Below are 25374 nucleotides of genomic sequence, written 5' to 3' on the forward strand. Positions count from 1 at the left end.
TTTCCAGAAAACAAGGGACATCCATCCTGGATGCTCTTCGAGACTTTACGATCCAACACGCGACTCTCGAACCGGAAGAATTAAAGAATTTCAAAACCTTTAACCACCTAATTGATTCAACACCGGAATTAAGTAATTATGCAAAATCAATGTGGATGAGGCATGAGCAATCATTGGCTTCGATTATTCAAAAAGAAGCTAAGAAAAAAATTAGTAAGATCGAAGCAGAGGCGATTGCCCATTTTTGTTTGGACTCACTTCATCGATCCTTAAAATTTGCGAACCCAAAGGTCAACATAGATTCTCTATTTTCTTTATTAAAAAATGGATGGAACGGATAATTGCAATCTTTGAGTCCGCAGAGAATCGTTAACAATCACTAAAAAATGGGCATAGATCATCTCCTTTTATAAAGGAAACCAATTACCTTTCGTTAGGATTGTTGTCACGCTACGTTGTATATTGTAAAAGATAAGTCATAAGACTTAAACCTTTAACCATTGTTAATTTGAAACCTCGCTAAGTTAGCGGGGTTTTTTTATGCCCTGAGAGGAGTGGTGTTTTGAATAAGCCATCGAATGTTTCGGGAGGTTACGGGATGAGGCTAGAAAATTCGATCAATGATTCGATTTTCGTTTTTCAAAATAAATGGAGACGGTTGTAATAATACATGTAGTGGTTCTTGATAACTGAGCAAAGATTTCAAAAAACTTTGAGTAGGAATTAAGAACTTCTCCATTTCCTTTTCATTGAAATTCACCTCACTGAAAAATGGAGTGGATCATGTGAGAGTAAGACTTTTCTTTAAAAATTTGGTAATTCATAATTTTAAATTCTTTGAATTCCTTACTATTTTTCAAACAATTCGAGGTTTCGCATTGAAACGCTAAATGGCTTTGTATGGGAGAAAAGATTTATTTTAAAATTATAGAATAAGGAAAAATACCTACAAATACCGAACCTTAAAAATCTAGTATTAAAAGGTTCGACTTATCTGTAGTTGTAACCTTGGCAGAGTTATTTGTTGAGAAGTTCTTTTAAGTGGTCTTCATATTCTAGAATATGTGGTTTATATACTTTTACCTTTAACGGATCAGGGATCCCTGCCTTTTGTAAATCAAATTTACCTTGGTCTTCATTTCCCCACCAAGCACCAAAATGTTCGTATCGGTCTGAGTATGTTTGATTATCTACTAACTTCAGTTTGTTATCGTATAATAAGAATTTAGTTTCTGTTGGAATACTATTCCAACATGGGAATGTGCCAATTGATAGGATACAAAGATGGGCAGTGATCAGAGTACGACCCACATTTCCCATACTTTCGTCAAATGCGGGACCGTGGATCGCAATTAAATAATAATCTACGTCTCTCTTTTTTAGGGCAAAGGTAGTTTTTTCATCTACCTTTTTAATTTCGATCATTTTTGAGATTTCTTGAAGTCCCGATAATTTCACTCTTTCTAAATAAGTCATCGCAACGTCTTTAGAAGCTTCTGGAGATACACTGGAATCGATGCCTGAACTTGGTATCATATCAATGGGTTTCCCAATTGTCATGACAGAAACAGTTGGATGATTATAATCTAATGTAGCAGTTGTTGTCCGAGTCCTACCAGAAGTGAACGTGGAGTATTGATAGGGGAAAAAACCAACTAATGCAATTTTAACTTTAGGATTAAACTCAATGTTTTTTTGAGAATAATCGCGAACGAGAACGATATTTTTACAAGATAAAAAAGTAAAAAAAACAATTAAACTAACGAAACTAATACGTAACATAAAAATCTCCCGCTATATTCATTGTAATTTTCACAAGAAAGTCAATGTTTTTTTGGCAAAGTTTACAAACTTGAATTGTAGAATATTACAAAAATAGTAATTTAAAAAAATCAAATTTGAAAACAAAACTGAACAATCTTTTCTTATTTTGCACGAAGTTCGAATAACACCCGTTCGGAAGAATCAAGTTCATAACGAGTAGAACCAGCCGTAGCATTTACAATCCGTGACGCAGGAATATTTTTTTCTCTTAAGATTTGGAATATTGCGAAGGAACGATTGATCCCGAACTGTTCTTGTAAGGGATCATCCTCTTCTGCGCCGGGAAATGGTGCCACATAGTTGATGATCACAATTTCATATTCAGGGTATTCAATGGCAAAACTACGAGCAAGGGCATCCAATTTTGCACGGCCTTCCACATGAATCCGAGTTGATTTTGGCTCAAAAATTTCACTAGCCAGTAAGGAAAAGGTTTTGATGCGAGGAGGTGGTTCTGCTAGTTGCGTTTTATCCAAAGTTTGGACAACTGTAGATCCGCTCGGTTCTTCATGGGAAGAACCGATAGAAAATTGTTTTCCAAAGCCTAAGCTGACAAAATTCTCTTCAAAATTACCACGGTTACGAAATGTATTTACTTGGGCTTTATAATCTACAATGTAAGTATTAGTAGTTAACGCTTCTAAAAAAAGGAAATACGATGCAAAATGGAAACGTAGACCTAGGCCAGCAAAGAAACGTTGTACATTCCCACCTGACTGACGTTCGTTTCCAATTCCTCCACCAAAACGGATATAGGGATCGAAAACAGAATTTGGTAAAAAATGAATTCCAAAATCCAAATTTCCGGTTGTGATCGAAGATATTCTTTGGTCTTTTCGAATTAAAAATGAAAGTAATTCAGCTGAAGAGAGACTATCGTTATAGGAATTTGAGGGATATTGGCGTTGCAATTGGTTTGCCGCTAAAAGTACAAAAGTAGGTTCTAACTGTCGTAGGTTTGACGCTTCAATCGACTGATAAACCCCGGTTAGTCCTACGGATAGAAATTTAAAGAGTGCATATTGTATTCCCACTTCTCCTAAATGGCTGTTCAATTGGACTTGGTCCGAATTGAATTCATTAAGAGCATAAAAATAAAAGTTCCTTGCTTCAGGGCTAAGACTATCGCGGAGAAATAAATATGATGGGAAATTATATGTTTCCGTATAACGTTCCAAACTTCCACTAGACATTCCCAGGCCATACGATCCAGAACCAAATAACATGAGATTGCCTTTTTGAAATCCTTCCGCAGATAGAAATTGAGGAATCAAAAATAAAAAAATCCACTTACATTTCCACATGGGGTAATCCTTTGAAAATCGTAGGGTTTACTCAACTTATTTTTTTATATGAGGAAAAAATTGAACAATAGATTCGCAAGTTTGATCCTGAAATATGATTCATATAGATCGATTATTTTGTAGTAAAGATTGTGACTCTTAAAAGAGTATTTTGCTAAAAGCCTTGTAATGCGTATTAGATGCACCGAATTGGGCAATGTTTCAAAATGGAGGTCTTAATTTCGAATGGGATGTTAGGTTGTCGCAGAGGAGAATCCTCTTGATTGTCGACAATCAATTGGCGAAGTTGATCTCGCCTGATTTTTATAGTTAAGCCAGCCATTTGATCCTTATATTCGATTTGGGGCAGGGGCTGGCTCTGAACTTTTGTATGGCGGATATACGAATTGCGCTTTTGGATCAGTGTTGGATCTAAAAATGAAAATCTACCAAACGAGGAAGTCCCAAAAGGATGATCGAACTTCTTAAGAAAGTTGAGTGACCAAAGTTTTGAATTCCAAGAATACCTCTGTTCTTTTTCGAATTGAAGAGAGCCGTTCTTGATCTGTTTTCATGGATTCTCAAAAGCTTACTGCTACGAATGCTCCTATGACAAATTTACCACTCCTAGATTGAAAGCAGAATTTTCAGGCCTTGTCCGTTTTTCCCCGCGTCCAGTAATACTGCAGAACACCGATAAATGCAAAGAAACCGCAGACAAAAATTCCCGTGGTAGAAAAGATCCCAACGATATCCTTTGCACTAAAAACATCGATTGGGTCTTTGCCTAGTTGCGAAAGTAATGGATTTACGATTCCAGCCCAAAGTACAAACACGAACATAAATGCAGCGCCACGCCCTGCCCAACGACGAATGATTGCAGGATCGCCTGGTTCGATTTTTCCTCGAGAGATGATATAGTCGACTAACAGGCCTAAAGTTATGCCAAGAAATAACCCTTGGATCAATCCCAATATTCCAGAAGTAGTGAACAAGGAAATAAATGATAACAAAATCAGAAAGAGGAAAACGAGTATGATTGTCAGAAGGAATGGCCCTCCCACTCTCGCTGCAGGCAACGAACCTGATCCAAGTTCTATCGAAGAAAAGGCACTGGCAAATCCGCCAAGCCCGGCTATGACTTCTGCTCCCAACGAAAAGAGAACACTAAGAATCAGTACTAATATCCAGAGTTTCCTGCGCATTCGCTGATTTCATAGTATGGAAATTTTCTCGCAAGCACTTTGTAAATACTAATAAGATCGATCCCTAAATCGTTTAATCGATTTGCAGAATTTAAATATTGTGTTAAGATTCTCCGATACCATTTATGAACTGGCAGAAAATATGAAAAAAATTATTAACTCATTATTCGCAGCGTTACTTTTTGCAAGTTTATCGCTTCGTAGTGAAACGATTCAACTTATGTCCGGAGAAAAATGGGAAGGTAAAATTTTAGCCCAAGATAAGGATTCCGTAACTGTCAAACTCTCTGATGGAAACACGAAAGTATTTCCGAAGTCGGTGATTCGAAAAGTTTCCTTTGGTAGGAATACAGAATCCACTACTCTTAAAAAAGAACCTCAGATTTCTGATAAAGAAAAGAAAATCCAAGAGGATAAAGAACTAGCAGAAAAACAAAAACTGGAAGAGGAAAAGCTCAAAGCCAAGGAAGAAAAACAAAAAAATAGAGAGGAGCAACTTTCCAATACGAAACGACATTATCTGGAAGGTTCCTTTGGAATCGGAAGCGGTGAAAGTCAATCAGAGCTCCGACCTTTCTATCAGAGCATTCAGTATGCAGGACTCCTATTTAGTAGCAGTGGTCAAGCCGAGTTACAAACCACTCCTTATAAAAATAAAAATCACAGCGGAACTACTCGTTTGTTTTATGCCTGGAACCGGTTTACTGTCGAGATTCGAGGGACGGAAGCAAAGGGAAATTTCGATGTAAGTGGCATCCAGACGCTTTCTTACGGAACTGGGAGCAGCTCATCCTCCACTCCTGATAAAACTGCAAATATCTTACTTGGAAACGGCGAAAATAAGTTTCAAAAAGTTTCAACTAGAGTTGGATTTACTCCTTATCCACATCCGGTTTTCGATCTTCAAATTTTGGGAGGGGTGGAAAGAATTTGGACAAAGACCACACAAGAAGTGGATAGTGTCGGAGGCTTGACCGCCACCGGAATGAATCCCAACCGAGTGAGTTACCGGGAAACGAGTCATCCTTTAAAAGGTTATAGTATTGGAATCGGATACGAATGGAAATTTTGGGATCGGTTTACTTTACAAGGACAGATTTTACATTTGGATATGCAGGGACCTTCTTCCTTTCGAAGCAATGAGTTTCGTTTAGAAACTACTTTTTTTAAACTCAATCAATTCGGTTTGGACTACCAATGGAAATCCACGGGGACCGAAGTGAATGTGAAGTTATCTACTAAAATCAAAGGTGACCTAAGTTTATTCGTGGAAGCAAGTAACATGACCTTGAATAACAAATTGCAGTCGGGTTATATCACGGAAAATGAAAGTGGGGGAAATTCGGATCCGTCTCAAATCTTAGCAAAAGTATTTGCACCTCAGATTTTAATTCCTATCTTATTAGATTCGAAGACTGTACTCACTTACGTTCAAGTAGGTGCAAACTATCGTTTTAATTTTTAAACCGATAAGGAATCTTTAAAATACCCTCTTTTCAATTTTAATAGAGAATATAACCGCCTTCTTCCTGTTAATTGAAAGAGGTTTCCTTCTCCGATTCCCATTTTTCCCCTGATCTCAAAATTTCTTCTGCGAGCATTGCAAGTCCAGGTCCTGATTTTTTACGATAACAGAGATAGAATTTTCTTTCTACGTTCCAGTCTTCAAAGTTAATTTTTTTAAGTTTGGAACTAATGGAATATTCTGATAAAAATCCAATTCCTAGTCCCGCTTCCAATGATTTGATTACAGATTCTACACTTCTTAGTTCCATCGCAATCTTAGGTCCAAATTCTTTTGAAAAAGATTTGATCTTCTTTTCTACTGCTTTTCTAAGAGCGGAACCTGGATGGTAGAATACAAAGGCCTGTTTTTTTAAATCCTCGATTCTAATTTTCTTTTTCAGAAAAATGGGATGGTCTTTTACTGCGACTGGAAAGATTTTATCTGATAAAAATTCTAGAACATTCAAACTAGGCTCAGATATGGGTCCCGTCAAAATCCCAATGTCTACCTCTCCCTTTAATACTGCATCCTTCGTCTCTTTTGCATCTCCTTCTCTGACGGAGAGAGAAAGTCCTGGTTTTTTTTTCAGGATTTCCTTTAAGATTTGGGGTAAGATCCAAGCAGAAACTGTACCTCCTGCTGAAATAGAAAAGTTCCCCTTTAGTTCATTTTCTTTAGAGAAGCCGTTTTGTATTTCTTCCCATAACTCTTTCATTCGAAGCGAATACTGATAGAATCTTTCGCCTTCATGAGTGAGTCGAACCGACCTTCCTCCTCGTTCTAAAACGGTGACACCCAATTCCTTTTCCAAAAGAAATATCTGTCTAGAGAGTGCGGGTTGAGTGAGTCCGAGTCGTGATGCTGCCTTTTGGAATGTGCCTGAATCGGAGATTTCCAGAAAATAAATGATCTGTCTGAATTCCATACATACTTATAAGTTTTAGTTATATATTTTATAAAACCAATTTATTTGCATTATAGCAGAAATTTTGATATCGTATTTACCAAGAGGGAAATATGGGACAAACTCTATACGACAAAATTTGGGAAAACCACCAGATCTTAGAAAATTCAGATTCGGAATCGATTTTATATGTGGACCGACATATCCTACATGAAGTGACTTCTGCCCAAGCATTCGAAGGATTAAGAACTAAAAACAGAAATGTCAGAAGAAAGGATCTCACTTTTGGAGTGGTGGATCATAATGTTTCTACAAGAGATCGTAAAAACAGAGATGCAGCAGGTCCAATCTCCCGATTGCAAATTGATACTATGGAGAAAAACTGCAATGATTTCGGAATTCATTTGTTTGGACCTGAAGATCCTGAACAAGGAATTGTACATGTAGTTGGTCCTGAGTTAGGATTTACGATTCCTGGGTCTGTGATCGTATGTGGCGATTCGCATACTGCCACTCACGGAGCCTTTGGTGCGTTAGCTTTTGGGATTGGAACAAGTGAAGTGGAACATGTTCTTGCAACACAAACTCTCAAACAAGCCAAAACAAAATCTATGTTAGTTCATTTTGTTGGTATACCTGGATATGGAATCACTGCTAAAGATATCGTTCTTGGGCTTATCGCAAAGATTGGAACTTCAGGCGGAAGAGGTTACACAATGGAATATTCAGGAGAATGGATTCGTTCTCTTTCTATGGAAGGCCGAATGACTCTTTGTAATATGAGTATCGAAGCAGGCGCAAGGGCAAGTCTTGTCGCACCAGACCAAATCACATTTGATTATTTGAAAGATAGAAAACTGATTCCAAAAGGAAAAAGTTTTGAAGAGGCAGTCGAATTTTGGAAAACATTCTACACTGATACAGATGCTCATTTTGATGCGATGATTGAATTGGATATTTCTAAAATTGAACCTCAGGTCACTTGGGGAACAAATCCCTCTCAGTCTTTATCCATCGAAGGAGTGATCCCAAATCCGGATGATATCCAAGAGAAAAAAGAAAGAGAAACAACAAAGAGTGCCTTGGAGTATATGGATTTAAAACCCGGAACTCCTATTGCCGAGATTAACATCGATAAGGTGTTCATTGGCTCTTGTACCAACTCAAGGATTGAAGATTTACGGTCTGCTGCAGAAGTGGCTAGAGGAAAAAAAGTACATCCAAAAGTGCAAGCATTGGTAGTGCCTGGCTCTGGCAGAGTCAAACGCCAGGCAGAAAGAGAAGGATTGGACCAAATATTTTTAGAGGCAGGATTTGAATGGAGGGAGCCTGGTTGTTCGCTTTGCCTTGCGATGAACGACGACATTTTAAAACCGGGGGAAAGATGTGCGTCTACTTCTAACCGTAACTTCGAAGGAAGACAAGGTAGAGGAGGAAGGACTCATTTGGTAAGTCCTTCTATGGCGGTGGCTGCGGCAGTGACTGGAAAATTTACAGATGTGAGGAAATTAGTATGAGCACAAGAAATTGGACAATCCATACGGGAGTGGTTGTATCCATCCCACGAGAAGATATTGATACGGACCAAATACTACCTAAACAATTCATGAAATTAATCGATAAAAAAGGATTCGGTAAACATTTGTTTTACGATTGGAGGTATTTGGATTTAGAAGGAAAAATTCCCAATCCAAAATTTATTTTGAATCAGGATGGATTTAAGAATGCCAGTGTCCTTATTGCTGGAAAAAATTTTGGCTGTGGTTCGAGTCGGGAGCATGCACCGTGGGCACTTGCTGATTTTGGATTCAGAGCAATATTGGCTCCTTCTTTTGCTGATATATTCTCCATTAATTCTGCGAAAAATGGAATTGCACTCATTCGTTTGAAAGAAGAAGAGATTCAATATTTGAATGAATGGGTTTCTAAAAATTCGGGAACACTCATTCGGATCAATTTGGAAACGTTGGAAGTGCAAGTGGGGGATCAAACATTCAATTTCGATTTGGATTCTGCTTCTATCAATCGGATTAGAAACGGTTGGGATGATATTGATATTACTCTAAAAAATTCAAAAGAGATCTTGGAATTCGAACGGAAACGAAACGTTGAAAAACCATTTTTAGAAGTGTATTGGTAAACATCTTATAAAAATTTTTCTGTCGGAAAACCGTGATATAAAATCGAGTTAGTTTGGTAGTTATGATCTTGCGAGAGGGATAGAAAGGGCGCATAGCGGTCGCTTAGAGACCGAAGCCCTGGATAGCCCGGCCCCATTGAAACTACTTTGTTTCATGACAAAAAATGAATTTTAATTTATGATTCAGAGTTTGGGGACTCGCCCCGAAGAAGTTGCTATGAATTGCAAAGTGACGACATCTTCAGAACTAACTCGTGCAGAGTTTGAAGTCACAGAATGTTTTCTGCGCTGCAAATTCTAAAAGGAGATGCGACATAATCCGTGCGCAAGTTGACAACCCCCCACCCGAGTTAGGGTGGCGGGGAGTGGTTCGTGGGCTTTTGCAATTCCCTCTCTAACACAAGTTCTCAGTTTATGCAATTTTGATTCCAAAAACTAAGTTTTTATTCTTAAACTTTTCACCTTTTCACAAAATAGGATTCATTCAGATTTCAGGTCTGCGAGGACAGTTTGTAATGTATTTAGACCCCAATGCTCAATATATTTACCATCTTGCAAACGTACAATATCAATAACATCAATTCTAATCCTTTTGTGCGTTGGGGCAATGCCCATAAGTACACCTTCGTGAGTACCTGTAATTGCCTTGCGAGTAGTCACCTTATCTCCTTCTGCTACTTGATCAAAAATCTCGACTGCTAAATCAGGAAAGGCTGGTTTTAAAACGGCATGGAATGTATTCCACATTGCATTCGAATCATTCGCAGTTGCTGGGGCAGATCTGTTGATAAAATTTACATGCATTAGCTCTCTAAAGATCGCCTCATTGCAGTTCTGAATCACTTCTTTGTTGAATCGTTTAACGGTGTCTTTATTTTTTTCTAAAACATTCATAATGGTTTTCTGTAATTTGCTGGAATGGACGCAATCAAAATTACTATTTGTGGGTTAAATTAGAGTGGAAGGGTCTGCTTGGAAGCGATAAGAATCAAGCTAACTGATTCGGAACGTCTTATGGTTTGTCGGAGTTGCATACTCGTGAAAAAGGTCTGCCAGGTATTCGCACAAATCTGACTCTTCAAGGTTTTCCGGAATGATAAAATCGGCTTTTCTTTTTTTTCCTTCATTTCCAACATAAAAAGCCTCCCAGGAATGGGGTTTTCCTGATATGCATATTATGATATTGTAAATTTTGAAATGGTATTCCTGCACTGTGCTCTCACTCTATGAAGGGTCAATGGGAAGAATTTACGGGTTCAAGTGTCTTAGTCTACACAATTAAGGAGTGAGCGGTGTTTCTTTCAAAATTCTCATTCATCGATTGAAAAAGCGGAAATTTTTGTAATTTAGCATATCCTTAAGAATTGGACCTTAATTGCAAAACCGTGCGTTTTTTTAATTTACCATTTTACTTAGAATTTGTTCGAATTCTCGAACAGCACTGTCCATTTTTGCAATCTTCGATTGATATAGAGACAGGAGATTTGTATGACCAAAGAAAAAGAAATGCGACAAAAAACCAGGCCGAGCTTGAGGTTTAGGAGATTAGGATACTTACTTGTGACGGTCATCCTATTGCTCCTCTTAACTTTTGCATTCGGAATTTGGTCGGCGAGCCATCAGATTTTGTTTCCAGAATGGAAAGGGATCACAAAGGATTTTTCGGACTGTAATTCGGAAGGTGAAAAGATTTGGGGGAAGTTTTGTGGAAATATTCGACTAACAAAGAGTTACCGATTTCAAGAAGTTTCAATTCCATCTTTAAATGGGTATGATTTGCCTGGATGGTTGGTGCCTGCCCATGATAACGGTATCTTAGTTCAAAAAGGTGTGATCCTTCTGGTTCATGGCGGAGGGGCAGATCGGCGAGAACTCACTCGATTTTTACCCTTTTATTTAAGCCAAGGATTTGACGTTCTTAGTTTTGATTTATCTTGCCACGGTGAGGCACCTTGTCGAATCCCTGGATTAAGTTTTGGAAATCGTGAATCTCGAGATGTTTTATCTGCATACTTATATCTTTCACAAAAATACAATCATATTCTAATGATGGGTTCTTCGGTAGGGGCATCTTCCATATTAATTTCGCTTCCATTTTTAGAAAGAGTAAAGGGAGTTATTTTGGAAAATCCTATGTTAAGTTTCAATCGCTTGATTTTAGATGCACCCGAGTCCGCTGCTTTACCGAGTTGGATGGTTCGAACATTAATTGAACTTGTCACGAGTCGAGGAAAATTCGATACATTACTCAGTCCTGAAAATTCTTTACCTTTAGCTAGGAACGTGCCTCTATTGATCATTCATAGCAGAAAAGATTCGGTTGTGCCCTACCAACATTCGATCTCACTGGCAAAACTTTATTCAGGACCTGTCCAAGTTTGGTTTCCCGATTTGGGATCTCATGGATCTGTATGGGAAGCAAACCAATTAGAATATGAAACAATAGTTAGGGAATTTCTTCGAAGAAATATGAATGGGAAAAAGGTGAGGTAAAAAATGGAAGAATACTTAATTTTAATGCGTTTAGACATACTCACAAAAGAAGCTCAACCATCTCCCGAACAATTGCAAATCTACATGCAACAGTACCAAGAATGGGTAAATAGTATCGTTTCCCAAAAGAAGTTCAAGTCAGGAACTGCTTTGTCTACAGAGGGACGAGTTATTCAATCAGATCATATCATAACGGATGGTCCTTATGTTGAAATAAAAGAGTCTCTCGCTGGTTTTATTACCATTTTTGCAAATGATTTTGATGATGCAGCTAAAATTGCCCAAGATTGTCCAATCTTAATGGGAGCAGGGAATAGTGTAGAGGTTCGTAAGGTAATGGGCCTCCATAAGGAAGATTGATTCGAAAAAAGTATATTCTATATAATTTATGAATCAAACAGATCTTTTACCACATTTATTTAGAACGGAATATTCTAAAATCATATCTGTTCTTTGTAAACAATTTGGATTTTATCAGATAGAAGTAGCGGAGGACATCGCAAGCGAAACTTTTTTGACTGCATCTCAAGTATGGGGACTCAATGGAATCCCAGAGAACCCCGCTGCTTGGTTGTATGCAGTCGCCAAGAATAAAGCTAAAAATCTGATCCATAGAGATGTTATTTTACAAAAAAAGATTCTTCCTCTTTACAAGCGAGAGAGTTTGGTATCCGATCCAGAGTTAGATCTTTCGGAGGAAAATATTCGAGACAGCCAATTGCGGATGATTTTTGCAATTGCCCATCCATCTATTCCTGTAGAGTCACAAATTGCTTTATCTCTGCGCATTCTCTGTGGATTTGGAATCGACGAGATAGCGAGGGCATTTCTATCGAATCGAGAGACAATTAACAAGAGGTTAATTCGCGCAAAAAATAAACTCCGAACAAACAATCTTACATTAGAGTTCCCTAATCCTGATGAATTGGCGCCGAGGCTTTCTTCGGTGCTTAGGACCATTTATTTATTGTTTAATGAGGGTTATTGTTCGTTGGTCCAAGACAGTATCATTCGTAAGGAATTGTGCCTAGATGCTATCCGGCTCTGTTCTATTTTATTGGAAGATAAAAATACAAATACTGCGGAAGTGAATGCACTTCTTTCCCTTCTTTGTTTCCATATATCTAGATTTGAAGCTAGGTTAGGCGAAGAAGGTGAAATTATTCTTTATGGAGAGCAGAATCGGACACTTTGGAACAAAGAATTTATTAAAAAGGGCGAGTATTTTTTTTTCCAGTCAAATCAGAAATCCAAAATTTCCAAATACCATTTAGAGGCAGCCATTGCTTATTGGCATACTCGCCCTGAAGAAACAGAAAAAAAATGGGATTCTATTTTTCAACTTTATACGGGCTTATTGGAACTCGAACCCTCACCCTCACTCTTATTAAATAAGGTTTATGCGTTATTTAAGCTGAAGGGAAGGATGGCGGCACTAGGGGAACTAAATGGTTTAGAACTAAAACCCAATCAATTTTATTTTTCCCTTTTGGGTGAATTGTACTGCGAACAAGAACCTGATGTTGCACGTACATACTTTCATAAAGCAATCGAATTAGCCAAAAACGAAAGAGATAAATTGGCTATCAGAAAACGATTGGCCCAAATTCAAATTTAAAATTGTTATCGTTTGATAAAATTTAGTGTTACTTTTCGATTCAGAATTTTACTTCAAAAATTCAATGGAAAGAAGAGTGACATCATCCTCAAATGTATCAGAGCTTTGGTGTTCTCTTGCCATATTTATTAAAACTTCGAGAGAGGATTTTTCTTTCCAGAGTTCTTTTTGTTTTGTCCATTTGATGAATCCAGAATCTCGAAATAGAGTTTGGTCAAATGAACGAACATCAAAAATTCCATCGGAGAATAAAAATAGTCTATCACCTGGTAAATAATTGACTGCGGTATTTTCGCCTTCCCAGTTTGGTAGGATTGCTAGTGGTTTTCCTTTCCCAAACATTGGCGAAAGACCCTCTTTCGTACCAAAATAAATATCTTCATGACCTGCCTTTGACCAAGTAAACTGATTTTGTTTGGAATCCAAAACGACTGCCACTGCTGTCACAAATAGTCCGGCCGTATTTCCATATAAATAAGAATTTAAAAATGCCAAACAAGCAGCGGGGTTTTCTTTTGGAGTTTCTGGAAGATGTAGTACGAAATGTACCATCGCCGAAACCATTCCAGCAGCAAAACCATGTCCAGAAACATCAGCCAAACATAAGAATGTTTTTCCTTCACCTAATGATTGTACAATATAGTAATCACCTGCAATTCCATCACTTGGTAAAAATTTTAATTCGGCAGAAAGTAATGTTTTATCGTAATTTAACTCAGGCAAAAGTTTTTTTTGGATTCGCACTCCGCGTGATAATTCTTCTCGTAAATAATATTCTTTTTCCTTTAAACGTAAGGCATTTCGGATCACGCTGAAAAGTTCTGATTCTAAAAATGGCTTTGAAAGGTAAATATCTGCACCTTCCCCATGGACTTCTTTTCTGGTTGTTTCATCCGCTTTGGCAGTCAGTAAAATGATTGGAAGGGAGTGGAGGTGTTCTTTTTTTCTAACTTCACGAATGAGGTCTAAGCCACTCAATTTAGGCATCATGAGATCGGTAATAACTAAATCGGGAGATTCAGAAAACACTGCATTGAGCCCTGCCAAACCATCCTCAGCAATTAAAACATGAAATCCCATTCGTGTTAAAATCGATCCTAAATAAGATCTTAAATCGGGATTATCTTCAACTACCAACAGTTTGGTGGATTTTCTGACTTCAATTTTCTCTAAAAATATGGAAGGTCGAGTAACTTCTTCTGGAATGTATTCATGTTGTTTTGGGTAATAGCGATAAACTTCAGTTATGTTTTCTTTGGGAACATTTTGAGAAAGAGGCAATGTGAAGTAAAAATGTGAACCTTTTCCTTGTTCACTTTCTACACCTACCTTTCCTCCATGGAGTTCTACTAATTCCTTTACCAAAGCAAGACCCAAACCTGTACCTTCTTGTTCCCTTGTGAGAGACGCTTCACTGATACCAAATCGAGAAAACAATCTTCGGATTTGACTTTCTGCAATTCCGGTTCCTGTGTCTCGAACAGAAACGACTGCTTCGTTATCTTTTTTTTGTAATTCTAACTGAATTTTACCACCTTCATCAGTAAATTTAATTGAGTTTGAAAGATAATTGAAAATACATTTATCGATTTGTTCTGGATCAGCATCAACATAGATGATTTCATCACATAACAATAGTTCAAAGTTTATGTTTTTTCTTTTTACATAAGCAGTGAAATTTTCGGATACTTGCGTTAAAAATTCACCTAACAGAACTGTGGACTTTCGAAGTTCCATCCTACCAGACGTAATTTTTTGTAAATCAAGAAGTTGGTTCACTAAACGAGTGAGTCGCCTTGCCTGGTTTACTACAACCTTGACCTCTGTTGGTGAAAGCCCTTCCGAACGTTGGAGGGCAGATTCAGAAGGCCCTGAAATTAAAGTGAGGGGAGTTCGCAACTCATGGGATATGTTTTGGAAAAATGCAGTTTGTGCTTTGTTTTCTCTTTCCAAAGAATCTTCTGCGATGTTTGCCGATAAAGTGAAGTAATAAGCAAATCCAGCGTGAAACAAAGTTGAAAAAATGATGTTAGATACATTGATTAGGGCAAGGAAATTGGAAGTCCAATAATAGACCGGTGGATAGGACATTGAATAATAATATGTGGAAGCAAAAAGTAAACATCCAAGAACAATGCTACCAAACTTTAGAAAGTTTTTTCCAGGAGGGAGGAGAAAAATTCCCGTTGCAAAAAGCATCATGTAATATTGATATCCTGCCCCCCATCCAAAAAAGTACGTCGCAGCCAAAGCGTGTAGAAACACTTCTGAAAAACATAAATACAGTGAAGTGAATAGGAATTTTTTACGATTGATCCAGATTGTAAATGCAAACCAAATTACACTGCCCACATTGAAGACTGCCATTTCTACTGCACCAACCAACGAAAAGAAAAAAATAAATGCAAAGTGGATGAGACCTGCTAATACATAAATCGAATTGGTTGCCACATAGTACCTTTGGTAACGCAGTTCTACGTTAGCTGGCGATTGAAACAGGGAACGAACAAAGGTTAAAAATTGGGCCATTCGTTGGCAAATAAATCAGAGACCAGGAGATAAGTCAAGAAAAGCTTGGTAGTTTCAATTTCAGTAATGATCGCGCAAAAACAAAGAATCATAATTCGAGTGACTTTGAAATGAGAGCCTTATATTTTGGGTTTCTTACCTTACGGAGGCTCTATGTTGCGGTTTCTTTTGCAAATTGGATCTATTATTTTTTGTATTGCGAATCTTTTTTGTCAGGTAACTTCGCATAAAGTAAAATCCTTCCTACCTAATCAAACGAGCCCAATTCTTCCTCTTTCTTCCCAACCAAAAAATTGGGTGGAATTAAAAGTTGTTAAAGTCGCAGATTGGGAGGCCTCTCTTGCTGGCCTTTTGGACCTAGAGGATCCAAAAACAAAAGCGGCTGGTTTAAAGGACCGTTTGGAGCCGATTTCTATTTATTTTTATGTCGTGAAACATCCTGTGTACGGAACATTTTTAATTGATTCGGGTATTGGAGAAAATTTTGCAAAAGGGCCGAGAGGTGCTTACGTAAGTTCCATTGTAGAATCTCAAATGCATATGAACCGAATGAAAGTCTATGAAACAACCAATGCTTATATAACCAAAAATAAAATCGATGTAAAGGGTGTATTTTATACTCATTTGCATTTAGACCATGTGTTGGGTGCCTATGAAATGGATCGATCGGTTCCTTTTTATGTAGGGTCTGGGGAAGTCACAACTCACCAATTTATTAATTTATTTGTCCAAGGGTCCACGGATCGGTTGTTAGGTGACAATCCAAATCTTTTTCAATTAGAATTAAATAAAAACGAAAACACGACAGTGGATTTTTTCGGAGACCAAAGTTTTTATATAATTACAGTTCCTGGCCACACTCCCGGAAGTTTGGCTTTTTACATTCCGACAAAAGATGGTTCTCATTTAATCCTTGGTGATTCCTGCCATACACAGTGGGGTTGGAAGGAATCTGTTGTACCAGGTTCATTTACTACAGATGCAAAACTCAATCGCAAAAGTTTAGAATATTTGAAAAGAATAGCGGAGACAAATAAACCAAAGTTTGTGTATCCAGGCCATCAGGAAAGAATTGTAAATTCGAATTAAAAATTCAAGTCGCTCCGAATCAAAAGTGATCCACTAATTCGAATTATACTGTAATTTCTTTATCGAAAATAAAGAATATTAAACTTTTACTTTACATTTGATTTGAATTCTATCAAACTTTGTCAGAAATGTTTCGCCTCTGGATAAGTTTGACTTATTTTTTGATTGTTGCTCCTCTTTTTTCGGCGCCTTCGCAATCGAGATTTACCACTATCTTGAAAAGTGGGGCGGGTGAGTATCCATTAGGTTTTCATATGGAAATTCTTACCTTGAATCCAAATGAAAATTTAACATTCGACGATGTAAAAAAGTCGGAACAGTTTAATGAAAGTAAATCCCTGTCTCCTAATTTTGGTTTCACTAAAAATATCTATTGGGTCCGTTTTGAACTTCAAAATGAATCTAACGAACGAGATTGGTACATTCATGTCTCTTATCCTTTATTAGATAAAATTAACTTTTATGAACAAAAAGATAAAGTTTGGAAACAAATTGTAACGGGGGATTCTTATGTATTTTCTCAAAGACCCTTGGAAGAAAAAAGTTTTATATTCCCAATCAAACTTTATTCTAAAAAACACAATACTTATTATTTTCGCTTTGAAAGTGAAGGAACTGTCCAATTTCCCATTACAGTATATTCACATGAACGTTTTTTAAAAATTAAAGAAAAAGAGAATTTATCGTTAGGGATTTATTATGGAATATTATTTGTTCTCGTAATTTATAATTTAATTCTTTTGTTTATGCTGAGGGACTTTGGTTATCTATATTATCTTTTATATATTAGTTTGTATGGTTTATCGCAATCTGTTTTAAATGGTTTGGCCTTCCAAATTTTTTGGCCAAACTTCCCTTATTGGGCAAATGTTAGTTTGCCCTTTGTTGGAGGTTGTTCTTTATTTTGGGGACTTCAGTTTACCCGAAGTTTTTTAAATACAAAAAGAAATACACCTACTTGGGATAAAATCATTTTTGTTTTAATGGGATTAATGTTGTTTTTGATGTTATCATCTTTTGTATTTTCGTATTATGTGAATATCTATTTATTAGCATCTTTGGTCATGTTGTTTGCCGTATCGGTTTTTCTTGTCGCTGTTGTTTGTTGGGACAAAGGTTATAAACCTGCTAGGTATTTTCTCATTGCTTGGGTGGCACTTTTGTTTGGTGTCGGAATTTATTCTCTCAAAGGGTTCGGGGTTTTACCTGCTAATATTGTAACAGAATATGGATTGCAGGCAGGTTCAGCAATCGAGATGTGTTTGTTGTCTTTGGGGCTCGCCTATAAAATTAAACTCGCAAATTCTGAAAAAAATAAGGCTGAAAGGCGAATGGTTACTTATAAGGCAAAACTACAAGATGCAAAACTTGTATCTTCGCGGTTGGAAGTCGAACTATTAAAAAACAATATTCACCCACATTTTTTGCTTAATTCAATCAATGCTACCATCATTTGGTTAGATGAAGATCCAGAAACAGCAAAGCAATTGTTAACCGCACTTTCTGATGAATTAAGGGCTATTTTAAAGTTAACAAATAAAAAAACAATATCGATAAACGAAGAAGTTGGTATCTGCAAACGATATTTGGAAATAATGAGCCTTCGAAAAGAATCAAAATTTGAATTTAAAACGGAAGGTGTGAGTTCTAAAGATGTAATCCCGCCAATTGTTTTATTAACTTTGGTTGAAAACGGAGTAACTCATGGATACCAAGGAAAAAACTCCGGAACTTTTACTTTAAAGAAAAAGAAAGATAAAAATAAAACCAAATACATTTTATTCAATGATGGACTACCTACAACGAAATCCGATTCCTTAGGAACAGGAATTAAATATATAAAATCCAGACTGCAGGAAGCTTTTCCGAATAAATGGGATTTTAGTTCCAAAGTGGTTTCTGGAGGTTGGGAGAATACCATTACTTTAATGGAATGAAATATGCCATTGGCACTTGATAAGTGCCGTTGGCTCCAGTTCTTTTGATTTTTTTTGTGCTTTCATTATCCTACCACAAAGGATAAAAAGATGAATACAAAAATAATAACAATCACCTCTCTTCTGTTTGTTGCAAATGTAAGTTTTGCAGACTCTGTTAATAAAAAAGAGGAAAAACCTTTAGTCACACAAGTCCCGGAGGAAACAACAAATACCAATATCGATTTAGAAAAATACTATGCGAAACTGAAATATCCGCCAGGCTTTTATGAAGGTGCTTTCTTAGTTAGTTTTATGGGAGGAGGGACTTTGGCTCCAAGTGGATCCTTTATCAGTCACGAAAAAAACTACGATAGCACTTTACAATATAAGATTGTTACCAAAGAGGTGAACCAAGATTATTACCCTCAGGGATTGATTCGAAATGATCAACCTGGTTTGTATTTTAAACCAACATACACACCTGGTGTTTCCTCTCAGTTTGATTTTGAATATGGTTGGAAGGAAAAAATTGGACTTGGGTTTACTGTAATGCAAAATTCTATGAAAGCCAAAAGGCAAGATGTATTACCTGGTTTATCGTATTACAAAGAATATGTGGATCCTTTCCCGCGTGAACGTACAATTTACCGAGGAAATTCAATGAGTTTCCTGGCCACTTACCATCCGATCCCGAAAAACTTTTTTGATCCTTATTTAGCAGCAAGGGCAGGTGTTGTATCTTTTACTGGTGAAGCACACTCAGGCACTTCGCATGATCGGTTTGTTTATAGTAACCAAATCACAAGTGGCATTGGTAGTATTGTCGGATTGGGCGCAGGATTAAATATTTACTTAGGACGTTATTTCGGTATCAAAGCAGAGGTAGATTATTACCGAGAGTTTTTGAAAGCGGATCAATTTTCGATGAGGACTTTGAATTCTTACCAAGCAATGGTAGGAGTATTTGTCAATTTATCAAATGTTCAATATCGATTGGAACAATATTAAGTAAAGGATCCAAATTTGAGAATTTTAGTCGTAGAGGATGAAATAGTTGCTGCAAGGGGATTGGAACGTTTGTTACGTGAAGTCCTTGGTTCCAAAATTTCCTCCCTACGCATTGAAAAAAGTTTATTAGGTTCACAATGTTTCATTCAGGAAAATGAAATTGATTTATTATTTTTGGATTTGAATTTAGATGGTGATATCGGATTTGAATTACTGAAAGAAACAGCTGCTGCTTCTTTTTTGACAATCATTACATCGGGAAATACTTCAGAAGCAATCAAGGCCTTTGAATACGGAGTTCTTGATTTTGTTCCTAAACCAATCAGTAAAGAAAGAATTTCTAAAGCACTTCAAAAGTTCCAATCAAACAATGTGCAAACAAAAACCAAATATATTGGAGTAAAGAAAGAAGAAGGTTTAGAATTAATAGCTACAAAGGATATTTTGTATGTGCAGTCATTTGATAAACGTGTCAAAGTATATAAAAAAAATGGAGAGATGATCATACATAACAAAAGTTTGGATTCCATTTCAAAAGTTTTGCCGATTCATTTTTTTCGAATTCACAGATCGTATATTGTGAATGAAAAACAAATAAAAAAGATTTATACCTTTGCAGGTGGGTCTTACCAATTAGAACTTAGTAGTGGAATCAAACTCAAAATGGGAAGAAATTATTATAAAAATTTAAAAACAAAACTTGAAACACACTCTTCTCATCAATCGAAAGAAAAATGAGAAAAATCTATTATGTAAGAAATTCCTTCCACCAATTTGAACTATCCTAGTTAGATTTCCCGAAAAAAACACCCGCATTAAGAAAAAAATCATATTTTTTGTAACATTTCAGCAGGTCCTGAGTAACTCCATCTAGAGATTGTGATTTAAAAAATCCCTGAAATTGAGTCAAAAGCTTCAATCAGAGATGAACTTCGAATCGAAGATAAAGGATGGATTTTAATGGATGATATTCTGTTTGCTCTTGAAACATTGAGAGGTATCGAAATTGAAGGAGATTTCAAAATTGGAGATGGTGAGCGAAAACGTTACAAATATGCTGAGGGGAATGACTGGGAAATATTATTATTAGTATGGGGTAAAAATGCAAAAACTCCAATTCATGATCACAACGGAAGCCAAGGTTGGATTCGGATGGTCGAAGGAAATTTAATTGAATTATGTTTTGATAAAAGTCGAATCCTTCAAAGAAAAAATGTTCTTGGAGTTGATACTGAAACTTATATAGATGATAGTAGAGGAACACACCAAATTATCAACGAATTCCAGTCTAAAGCGATAAGTCTTCACCTTTATTCACCTCCGATAACAAATTGTTCCATATATGACGAAATTTCTAATGAATGGAAACCTCAAAAATTAGAGAACCATTCGTTCGAGGAAGTTTTTATAAAATGAAAAACAAATCTTCAATCTTAGAAAAAGTATTCCTCATTTGTTTTGAATACTATAATCGTTCTATTAATTCATCAACAGGCAAAGTAAAGAATCCAAAGGAAATCTTGAGGGATTTTGATTTTGAATTAAAGAAACAACCGGAGACTGAAGCTACGTTACTTAGTGATATACAATCATATTTGCAGTTAACGCCTAATACACTTACTCCAAACTTTTCAAACCAACTTTTTTCAGGTTTAAACCAGTATGCATTGGCGGGTGATTGGCTTACTTCAGTGACAAATACTACAATGGCTACGTTTGAAGTTTCTCCGATTGGAACTCTGATTGAGAAAAAAATAATCGAACATTTGAATCAAATGATCGGATGGGATGCTGGCGATGGAACTATGGCAACAGGTGGTTCCAATGCGAACATGATTGCTTTGTTAGTTGCAAGAAACAAAATGTTTCCCGAAATAAAAATGAAGGGTCAATTGAATCATAAATTAACCATCTTTGTTTCCGAAGATGCACATTATTCTTTTGAGAAAGCTGCAAACATACTAGGTATTGGTTTAAATCAAGTTAAAAAGATATATACAAACGTAAATGGAGAAATGGACGTTAGTCATTTGGAAGAAAGTATCATTGCGAGTATTGCTGAAGGCGAGTGTCCATTTTTTGTGGCAGCAACTTCGGGTTCCACTGTGTTAGGGTCTTTTGATCCGATCAATCTTATCTACGAAATCACTAAAAAATATAATTTATGGTTCCATGTGGATGGGGCATGGGGTGGAAGTGTGCTTGTCTCTTCGAAACATCGGCACCTTCTTGATGGAATAAAAAATGTGGATAGTATGACTTGGGATACTCATAAGATGATCGGTACAGGGCTTATGAGTTCATTCTTTTTAACAAAACATTTTGGTAGTTTGCGTTTATCAAACAACATTGGTGGTGAAGATTATATTTTTCATGAATCGGAAACTTCTGAATGGGATAGTGGTCCATCTTCATTGCAATGTGGCCGTAGGAACGATGCTTTGAAAGTATGGTTGGTTTGGCGCTCCTTAGGAGATTTCGGCATTGAGAGACAAATCGATGGTTTATTTGATATGGCAGTGAAAGCGAGAGACATGATAAATAAATATAAGGAGTTAGAGTTAATGTATGAACCTTCTTCTTTGAATATTTGTTTTAGATTTCGCTCTACTCATGAAGTGAATGCGTTGAATAAAGAAATTAGATTTCGACTCTTAAAGGAAGGGACTTTTTTTGTAAATATTGCAACTAGGAAAAATGAAACTTTTTTCCGCCTTATTATTGTTCATCCCGAGTTAAACGAAATTCATCTTGAAAGTTTATTTTCAGCTATTGTTCGGTTGGGAATAAAAATAGAAGATGAACAATCTTCTTATCTATTAAAGAATTAAGAACAAAGGAGAACTGGTTAAATGAATTTATTCGTGAAATTATTGGCGTTACTTTGGATTTCTTTTCCTATCATGGCAAAAGATATTAATACTTCTTTTATTGGAAACTTAGCTGTCGACGGTTATGATGTTGTAGCCTACTTTAAAGAAGGTAAACCCGTTAAAGGAAATTCAAATTTTCAATACACTTGGCAAAATGCGGTTTGGAGGTTTTCGACTGCAGAGAATTTAAACCAGTTCAAGCAAACACCAGAAAAATTTGCACCTAAATATGGAGGTTACTGTGCCTATGCAATGAGCGAAGGAGAAAAATACGATATATCGCCGGAGGTTTGGAATATTACAGAAGGAAAACTCTACTTAAATTATGATAGAGAGGTGCATGACAAATGGATAAAAAAGAAAAATGAGTTAATAAATAAGGCAGATGGATTTTGGAGAAAAAATGAAAAATAAGATTCTTATCATTTTGCAAATCACAATTGCTTTGATTTTTCTTCAGACTCTTTTTTTTAAATTTGGAGCAGCACCAGAATCCGTGTATATATTTTCTCGTATTGGTTTAGAACCTTTTGGGAGAATTGGATCTGGCATTGTTGAATTAATTGCTGTATTGCTGTTATTATGGCCTCCAACCACTATTTGGGGGACTTTACTTTCTTTATTCGTTATCTCTGGGGCAATTTACTTTCACATCACAGTAATTGGAATTTCTGTGTTAGGTGATCATGGTTTATTATTTTTTTTGGCGCTCGTCGTATTTTTCTCTTCAGTTTTGTTATTGTATTTAAGGAAAGATGATTTGTGGAATATTAAAAACAAGTTCTGGAATCAACTGTTTAAAAAATGAATTTTTTTTGGTAATTATAAGAAGTTTGGTTTATGTGATGAAAATCGAAGATGTGAGGCGAGATGAATTATGAGTTTTTTACTTTATCAGAAAATTCCCAACTCATTTTATAGTAAGTATCTTATGATTCAAGACAAAGATATTTACACACAGCTGATGATTGAGGCACAATCTGGAAGTTCTGAATCTTATCACATTTTATTAAGTAGAGTTAGTGTTACTTTATCAAAGTTTCTTTCTAGAAGAATCTTTTCGGTTGATGATAGAGAGGATTTATTGCAGGAAATTTTAATTGCAATTCACAATTCTAGACATACCTATCTTCCTTCAAAACCGTTTCATCCTTGGATGTATGCGATTGCTAAGAACTTACTTTTTAAGTATTATAAGAAAATAAATAAACAATATTCTCAGTTAGTAGATATTGAAATGAATCAACTGGTTAGCCCTAATGAATCCAGTTCAGATGGTAGAGAAAAGGTGGAAAAAATTTTACTTTTGATCCAGGGGCTTCCGAGAAAACAAAAAGAAATAGTCTCAATGTTGAAAATTCAAGGATTGAGCGTGAAAGAAGTCTCTTTAAAACTTAGAATTTCAGAATCAAATGTTAGAGTCATTGCACACAGAGGCTACCAAACAATACGGCTAAGGATAACCAATGAAAACTGAAACTTTAATCGACAAACTGAGCGAAAACTTGGTTCCCGTGAAACGTATATTTCCAATTTCGGTTACATATATTGGATGGGTTTTCTTTTCATTTTTAGCGTTATTTGTTATTATCTGGTGGAGGTCTGATAATTTTCAGATGATCCATCTACCAGAATACATTCATGAGGTAATTCCTGTTATGTTTGTGTTTTTTATTTCTACATTTAATGCAATCTATGTAAGTATACCTGGAAATCGAAATTCGTACATTTTGTCTATTGCGCCCGTATTTTTTCTGCTTATGTGGATGAGTTTTTTGCTTTTTAGATTCATGTTTGGAGTCTCTTCTGGACTGTTACCGTACGAATATCATTCTTGTGTAAGAGATTTCCTTATCATGAGTATTCCAACTTCTTTCTTTTTGGTTTTCATCATTCGAAAAAGATATCCGACTTTAAATAGTAATCTGGGGTTTTGGGTTTTTGCAGCTAGTGCTACGATAAGTGCATTGGGAGAAACTTTACTATGTCCAAATGAAGATGCATCTCATTTACTCTTAGTTCATATGTTGCCAGTTTTTGGTCTTTGTTTGTTTGGAAAAGGGATAGGGAATATTATTTTTTTTCGTGAGTTTAGATCTTTGAAATAAAAGTTACCAGTATTTAGTATTCGTTTTTTGAATTGTATCTATCTAAATAGGAGATTGTTTTATGGTTATCCAAAGCCCAAATGCAAAACAAGGTGTTCTTCGTAAACTTGAAGTTAGATTGGCAGAAAATGATAATGAAATTGAAAATACATTGGCACTTCGTTATGATGTTTTTAATCTCGAAATGGGCGAAGGCATACCTGAATCTAGACAAACTCAGAAAGACAGAGACAAATATGATGCTTATTGTGATCATTTGATCGTCAAAGATCAAATCTGTGGTTCCATTGTAGGAACATATCGTATTCTGAAAAGGTCAGTAGCAAAGAATCATATTGGCTTTTATTCTGAAAATGAATTTAATCTCAGTAATTTGTACCAGTTAAAGGAAGAAATTGCAGAAGTTGGTAGAAGCTGCGTTCATAAAGATTATAGAGATGGTTCCGTTATTTCGCTTCTTTGGTCTGGTTTTGGTGAATATATGCAAAACCATAATATCCGTTATTTGATGGGTTGTGGTTCCGTACATTCGACAGATCCTATGATTGCCTCACAAGCATATGCTTATTTGCGTGAGAAAGGTGCATTGGCTCAAAGTGATCTGATGGTATATCCTTATCCTGATTTTGAAATGCCTGGATTTGATGCGAATTATCAAATTTCCAATATGGATTCAATTAGAAAAAATTTACCACCATTGATTAAAGGTTATGTTCGGTTAGGTGCTAAAATTTGTGGTTTTCCGGCCTTAGACAAGGGATTTGGAACCACTGATTTTTTTGTTCTTTTTGATAAAAATATAATAGATCACAGATACGGAAAACATTACCTCCGTGCAGATGAAGCAAAAATCGCCAAATAGTTGGTTTTGACG

At 36.2% G+C, this 25374-nt stretch carries 25 protein-coding genes (1 of these 25 cut by a window edge); 18 read left to right on the forward strand and 7 right to left on the reverse strand.

Features of this window, described 5'->3' with window-relative positions:
• Positions 1 to 341 carry the 3' portion of a TetR/AcrR family transcriptional regulator gene (locus CH364_RS04900; protein ID WP_243401254.1) on the forward strand. It extends 190 nt beyond the left edge of the window, so the window shows 341 of its 531 coding nt (coding positions 191-531); its start codon lies beyond the left edge, outside the window; its stop codon occupies positions 339 to 341.
• Between the two features lie 676 nt (positions 342 to 1017).
• Here CH364_RS04900 and CH364_RS04905 read toward each other — a convergent pair.
• The 3 genes from CH364_RS04905 to CH364_RS04915 form a co-directional block, all read right to left on the reverse strand.
• A complete protein-coding gene (locus CH364_RS04905) occupies positions 1018 to 1782 on the reverse strand; it encodes an Lp29 family lipoprotein (RefSeq protein ID WP_100742454.1) in 765 nt (254 codons plus the stop codon).
• A 143-nt stretch (positions 1783 to 1925) separates the two neighbouring features.
• Positions 1926 to 3128 (reverse strand): OmpA family protein, encoded by a 1203-nt coding sequence (locus CH364_RS04910; RefSeq protein ID WP_100742455.1) that lies wholly within the window; start codon positions 3126 to 3128, stop codon positions 1926 to 1928.
• Positions 3129 to 3754: 626 nt separating this feature from the next.
• Positions 3755 to 4312, reverse strand: coding sequence for a hypothetical protein (locus tag CH364_RS04915; RefSeq protein WP_100742456.1), 558 nt, complete (start codon positions 4310 to 4312; stop codon positions 3755 to 3757).
• Between the two features lie 142 nt (positions 4313 to 4454).
• Here CH364_RS04915 and CH364_RS04920 point away from each other — a divergent pair, with 142 nt between their 5' ends.
• Entirely contained in the window at positions 4455 to 5777 is a 1323-nt protein-coding gene (locus CH364_RS04920; protein WP_100743418.1) for an LA_0442/LA_0875 N-terminal domain-containing protein, read from the forward strand.
• 67 nt (positions 5778 to 5844) lie between these two features.
• Here CH364_RS04920 and CH364_RS04925 read toward each other — a convergent pair whose 3' ends face one another.
• A complete protein-coding gene (locus tag CH364_RS04925) occupies positions 5845 to 6744 on the reverse strand; it encodes a LysR family transcriptional regulator (protein ID WP_100742457.1) in 900 nt (299 codons plus the stop codon).
• A gap of 92 nt (positions 6745 to 6836) precedes the next feature.
• On the opposite strand from CH364_RS04925, the gene leuC reads away from it, so the two are divergent.
• Positions 6837 to 8240, forward strand: coding sequence for a 3-isopropylmalate dehydratase large subunit (gene leuC / locus CH364_RS04930; protein ID WP_100742458.1), 1404 nt, complete (start codon positions 6837 to 6839; stop codon positions 8238 to 8240).
• Positions 8237 to 8863 (forward strand): 3-isopropylmalate dehydratase small subunit, encoded by a 627-nt coding sequence (gene leuD, locus CH364_RS04935; RefSeq protein WP_100742459.1) that lies wholly within the window; start codon positions 8237 to 8239, stop codon positions 8861 to 8863. Before leuC ends, leuD begins: the two co-directional genes overlap by 4 nt.
• A 480-nt stretch (positions 8864 to 9343) precedes the next feature.
• Here leuD and CH364_RS04940 read toward each other — a convergent pair whose 3' ends face one another.
• Together CH364_RS04940 and CH364_RS18920 are read right to left on the reverse strand one after the other, a co-directional pair.
• Positions 9344 to 9757 carry an ester cyclase gene (locus tag CH364_RS04940; RefSeq protein WP_100742460.1) on the reverse strand — a complete coding sequence of 138 codons (414 nt, stop codon included), beginning with the start codon at positions 9755 to 9757 and terminating at the stop codon, positions 9344 to 9346.
• 99 nt (positions 9758 to 9856) lie between these two features.
• Entirely contained in the window at positions 9857 to 10075 is a 219-nt protein-coding gene (locus CH364_RS18920) for a DUF7661 family protein (RefSeq protein WP_100742461.1), read from the reverse strand.
• A gap of 276 nt (positions 10076 to 10351) precedes the next feature.
• Between CH364_RS18920 and CH364_RS04950 the strand changes: the two genes are divergently transcribed.
• The 3 genes from CH364_RS04950 to CH364_RS04960 are packed head-to-tail and all read left to right on the forward strand — an operon-like array spanning position 10352 to position 12974.
• Positions 10352 to 11356: an alpha/beta hydrolase gene (locus CH364_RS04950; protein ID WP_100742462.1), complete on the forward strand. Its 1005-nt coding sequence runs from the start codon at positions 10352 to 10354 to the stop codon at positions 11354 to 11356.
• Between the two features lie 3 nt (positions 11357 to 11359).
• On the forward strand, positions 11360 to 11716 hold the full coding sequence (locus CH364_RS04955) for a YciI family protein (protein ID WP_100742463.1): 357 nt from the start codon (positions 11360 to 11362) through the stop codon (positions 11714 to 11716).
• 28 nt (positions 11717 to 11744) lie between these two features.
• Positions 11745 to 12974 (forward strand): RNA polymerase sigma factor, encoded by a 1230-nt coding sequence (locus tag CH364_RS04960; RefSeq protein WP_100742464.1) that lies wholly within the window; start codon positions 11745 to 11747, stop codon positions 12972 to 12974.
• Positions 12975 to 13022: 48 nt separating this feature from the next.
• Here the strand turns inward: CH364_RS04960 and CH364_RS04965 are convergent, their stop codons facing one another.
• The gene (locus CH364_RS04965) at positions 13023 to 15503 is read right to left on the reverse strand and encodes a SpoIIE family protein phosphatase (protein WP_100742465.1); all 2481 of its coding nucleotides are present in this window, start codon (positions 15501 to 15503) and stop codon (positions 13023 to 13025) included.
• A 153-nt stretch (positions 15504 to 15656) separates the two neighbouring features.
• On the opposite strand from CH364_RS04965, the gene CH364_RS04970 reads away from it, so the two are divergent.
• The 11 genes from CH364_RS04970 (at position 15657) to CH364_RS05020 (ending at position 25362) form a co-directional block, all read left to right on the forward strand.
• A complete protein-coding gene (locus CH364_RS04970) occupies positions 15657 to 16592 on the forward strand; it encodes an MBL fold metallo-hydrolase (RefSeq protein ID WP_100742466.1) in 936 nt (311 codons plus the stop codon).
• A 254-nt stretch (positions 16593 to 16846) separates the two neighbouring features.
• Positions 16847 to 18529 (forward strand): 7TM diverse intracellular signaling domain-containing protein, encoded by a 1683-nt coding sequence (locus CH364_RS04975; RefSeq protein WP_244280397.1) that lies wholly within the window; start codon positions 16847 to 16849, stop codon positions 18527 to 18529.
• A gap of 90 nt (positions 18530 to 18619) precedes the next feature.
• Complete coding sequence (locus CH364_RS04980; RefSeq protein ID WP_100742468.1) at positions 18620 to 19519, forward strand: hypothetical protein; 900 nt, start codon at positions 18620 to 18622, stop codon at positions 19517 to 19519.
• A 15-nt stretch (positions 19520 to 19534) separates the two neighbouring features.
• Entirely contained in the window at positions 19535 to 20257 is a 723-nt protein-coding gene (locus tag CH364_RS04985) for a LytR/AlgR family response regulator transcription factor (protein WP_100742469.1), read from the forward strand.
• A gap of 222 nt (positions 20258 to 20479) precedes the next feature.
• Entirely contained in the window at positions 20480 to 20935 is a 456-nt protein-coding gene (locus tag CH364_RS04990) for a cysteine dioxygenase (protein ID WP_100742470.1), read from the forward strand.
• Complete coding sequence (locus tag CH364_RS04995) at positions 20932 to 22350, forward strand: pyridoxal phosphate-dependent decarboxylase family protein (protein WP_165779479.1); 1419 nt, start codon at positions 20932 to 20934, stop codon at positions 22348 to 22350. The genes CH364_RS04990 and CH364_RS04995 overlap by 4 nt, the downstream gene beginning before the upstream one ends.
• A gap of 72 nt (positions 22351 to 22422) precedes the next feature.
• Positions 22423 to 22806, forward strand: a complete 384-nt coding sequence (locus CH364_RS05000; protein WP_243401256.1) for a YHS domain-containing (seleno)protein — start codon at positions 22423 to 22425, stop codon at positions 22804 to 22806.
• A complete protein-coding gene (locus tag CH364_RS05005) occupies positions 22796 to 23200 on the forward strand; it encodes a DoxX family protein (protein WP_100743419.1) in 405 nt (134 codons plus the stop codon). Before CH364_RS05000 ends, CH364_RS05005 begins: the two co-directional genes overlap by 11 nt.
• 123 nt (positions 23201 to 23323) lie before the next feature.
• Positions 23324 to 23869, forward strand: a complete 546-nt coding sequence (locus tag CH364_RS05010) for a sigma-70 family RNA polymerase sigma factor (RefSeq protein ID WP_165779480.1) — start codon at positions 23324 to 23326, stop codon at positions 23867 to 23869.
• A complete protein-coding gene (locus CH364_RS05015) occupies positions 23859 to 24500 on the forward strand; it encodes an NrsF family protein (RefSeq protein WP_100742474.1) in 642 nt (213 codons plus the stop codon). Before CH364_RS05010 ends, CH364_RS05015 begins: the two co-directional genes overlap by 11 nt.
• A 61-nt stretch (positions 24501 to 24561) precedes the next feature.
• On the forward strand, positions 24562 to 25362 hold the full coding sequence (locus CH364_RS05020) for a GNAT family N-acetyltransferase (protein WP_100742475.1): 801 nt from the start codon (positions 24562 to 24564) through the stop codon (positions 25360 to 25362).
• The last annotated feature ends 12 nt before the right edge of the window (positions 25363 to 25374 follow it).

The sequence above is a fragment of the Leptospira harrisiae genome, from assembly GCF_002811945.1.
Lineage (GTDB): Bacteria > Spirochaetota > Leptospiria > Leptospirales > Leptospiraceae > Leptospira_A > Leptospira_A harrisiae.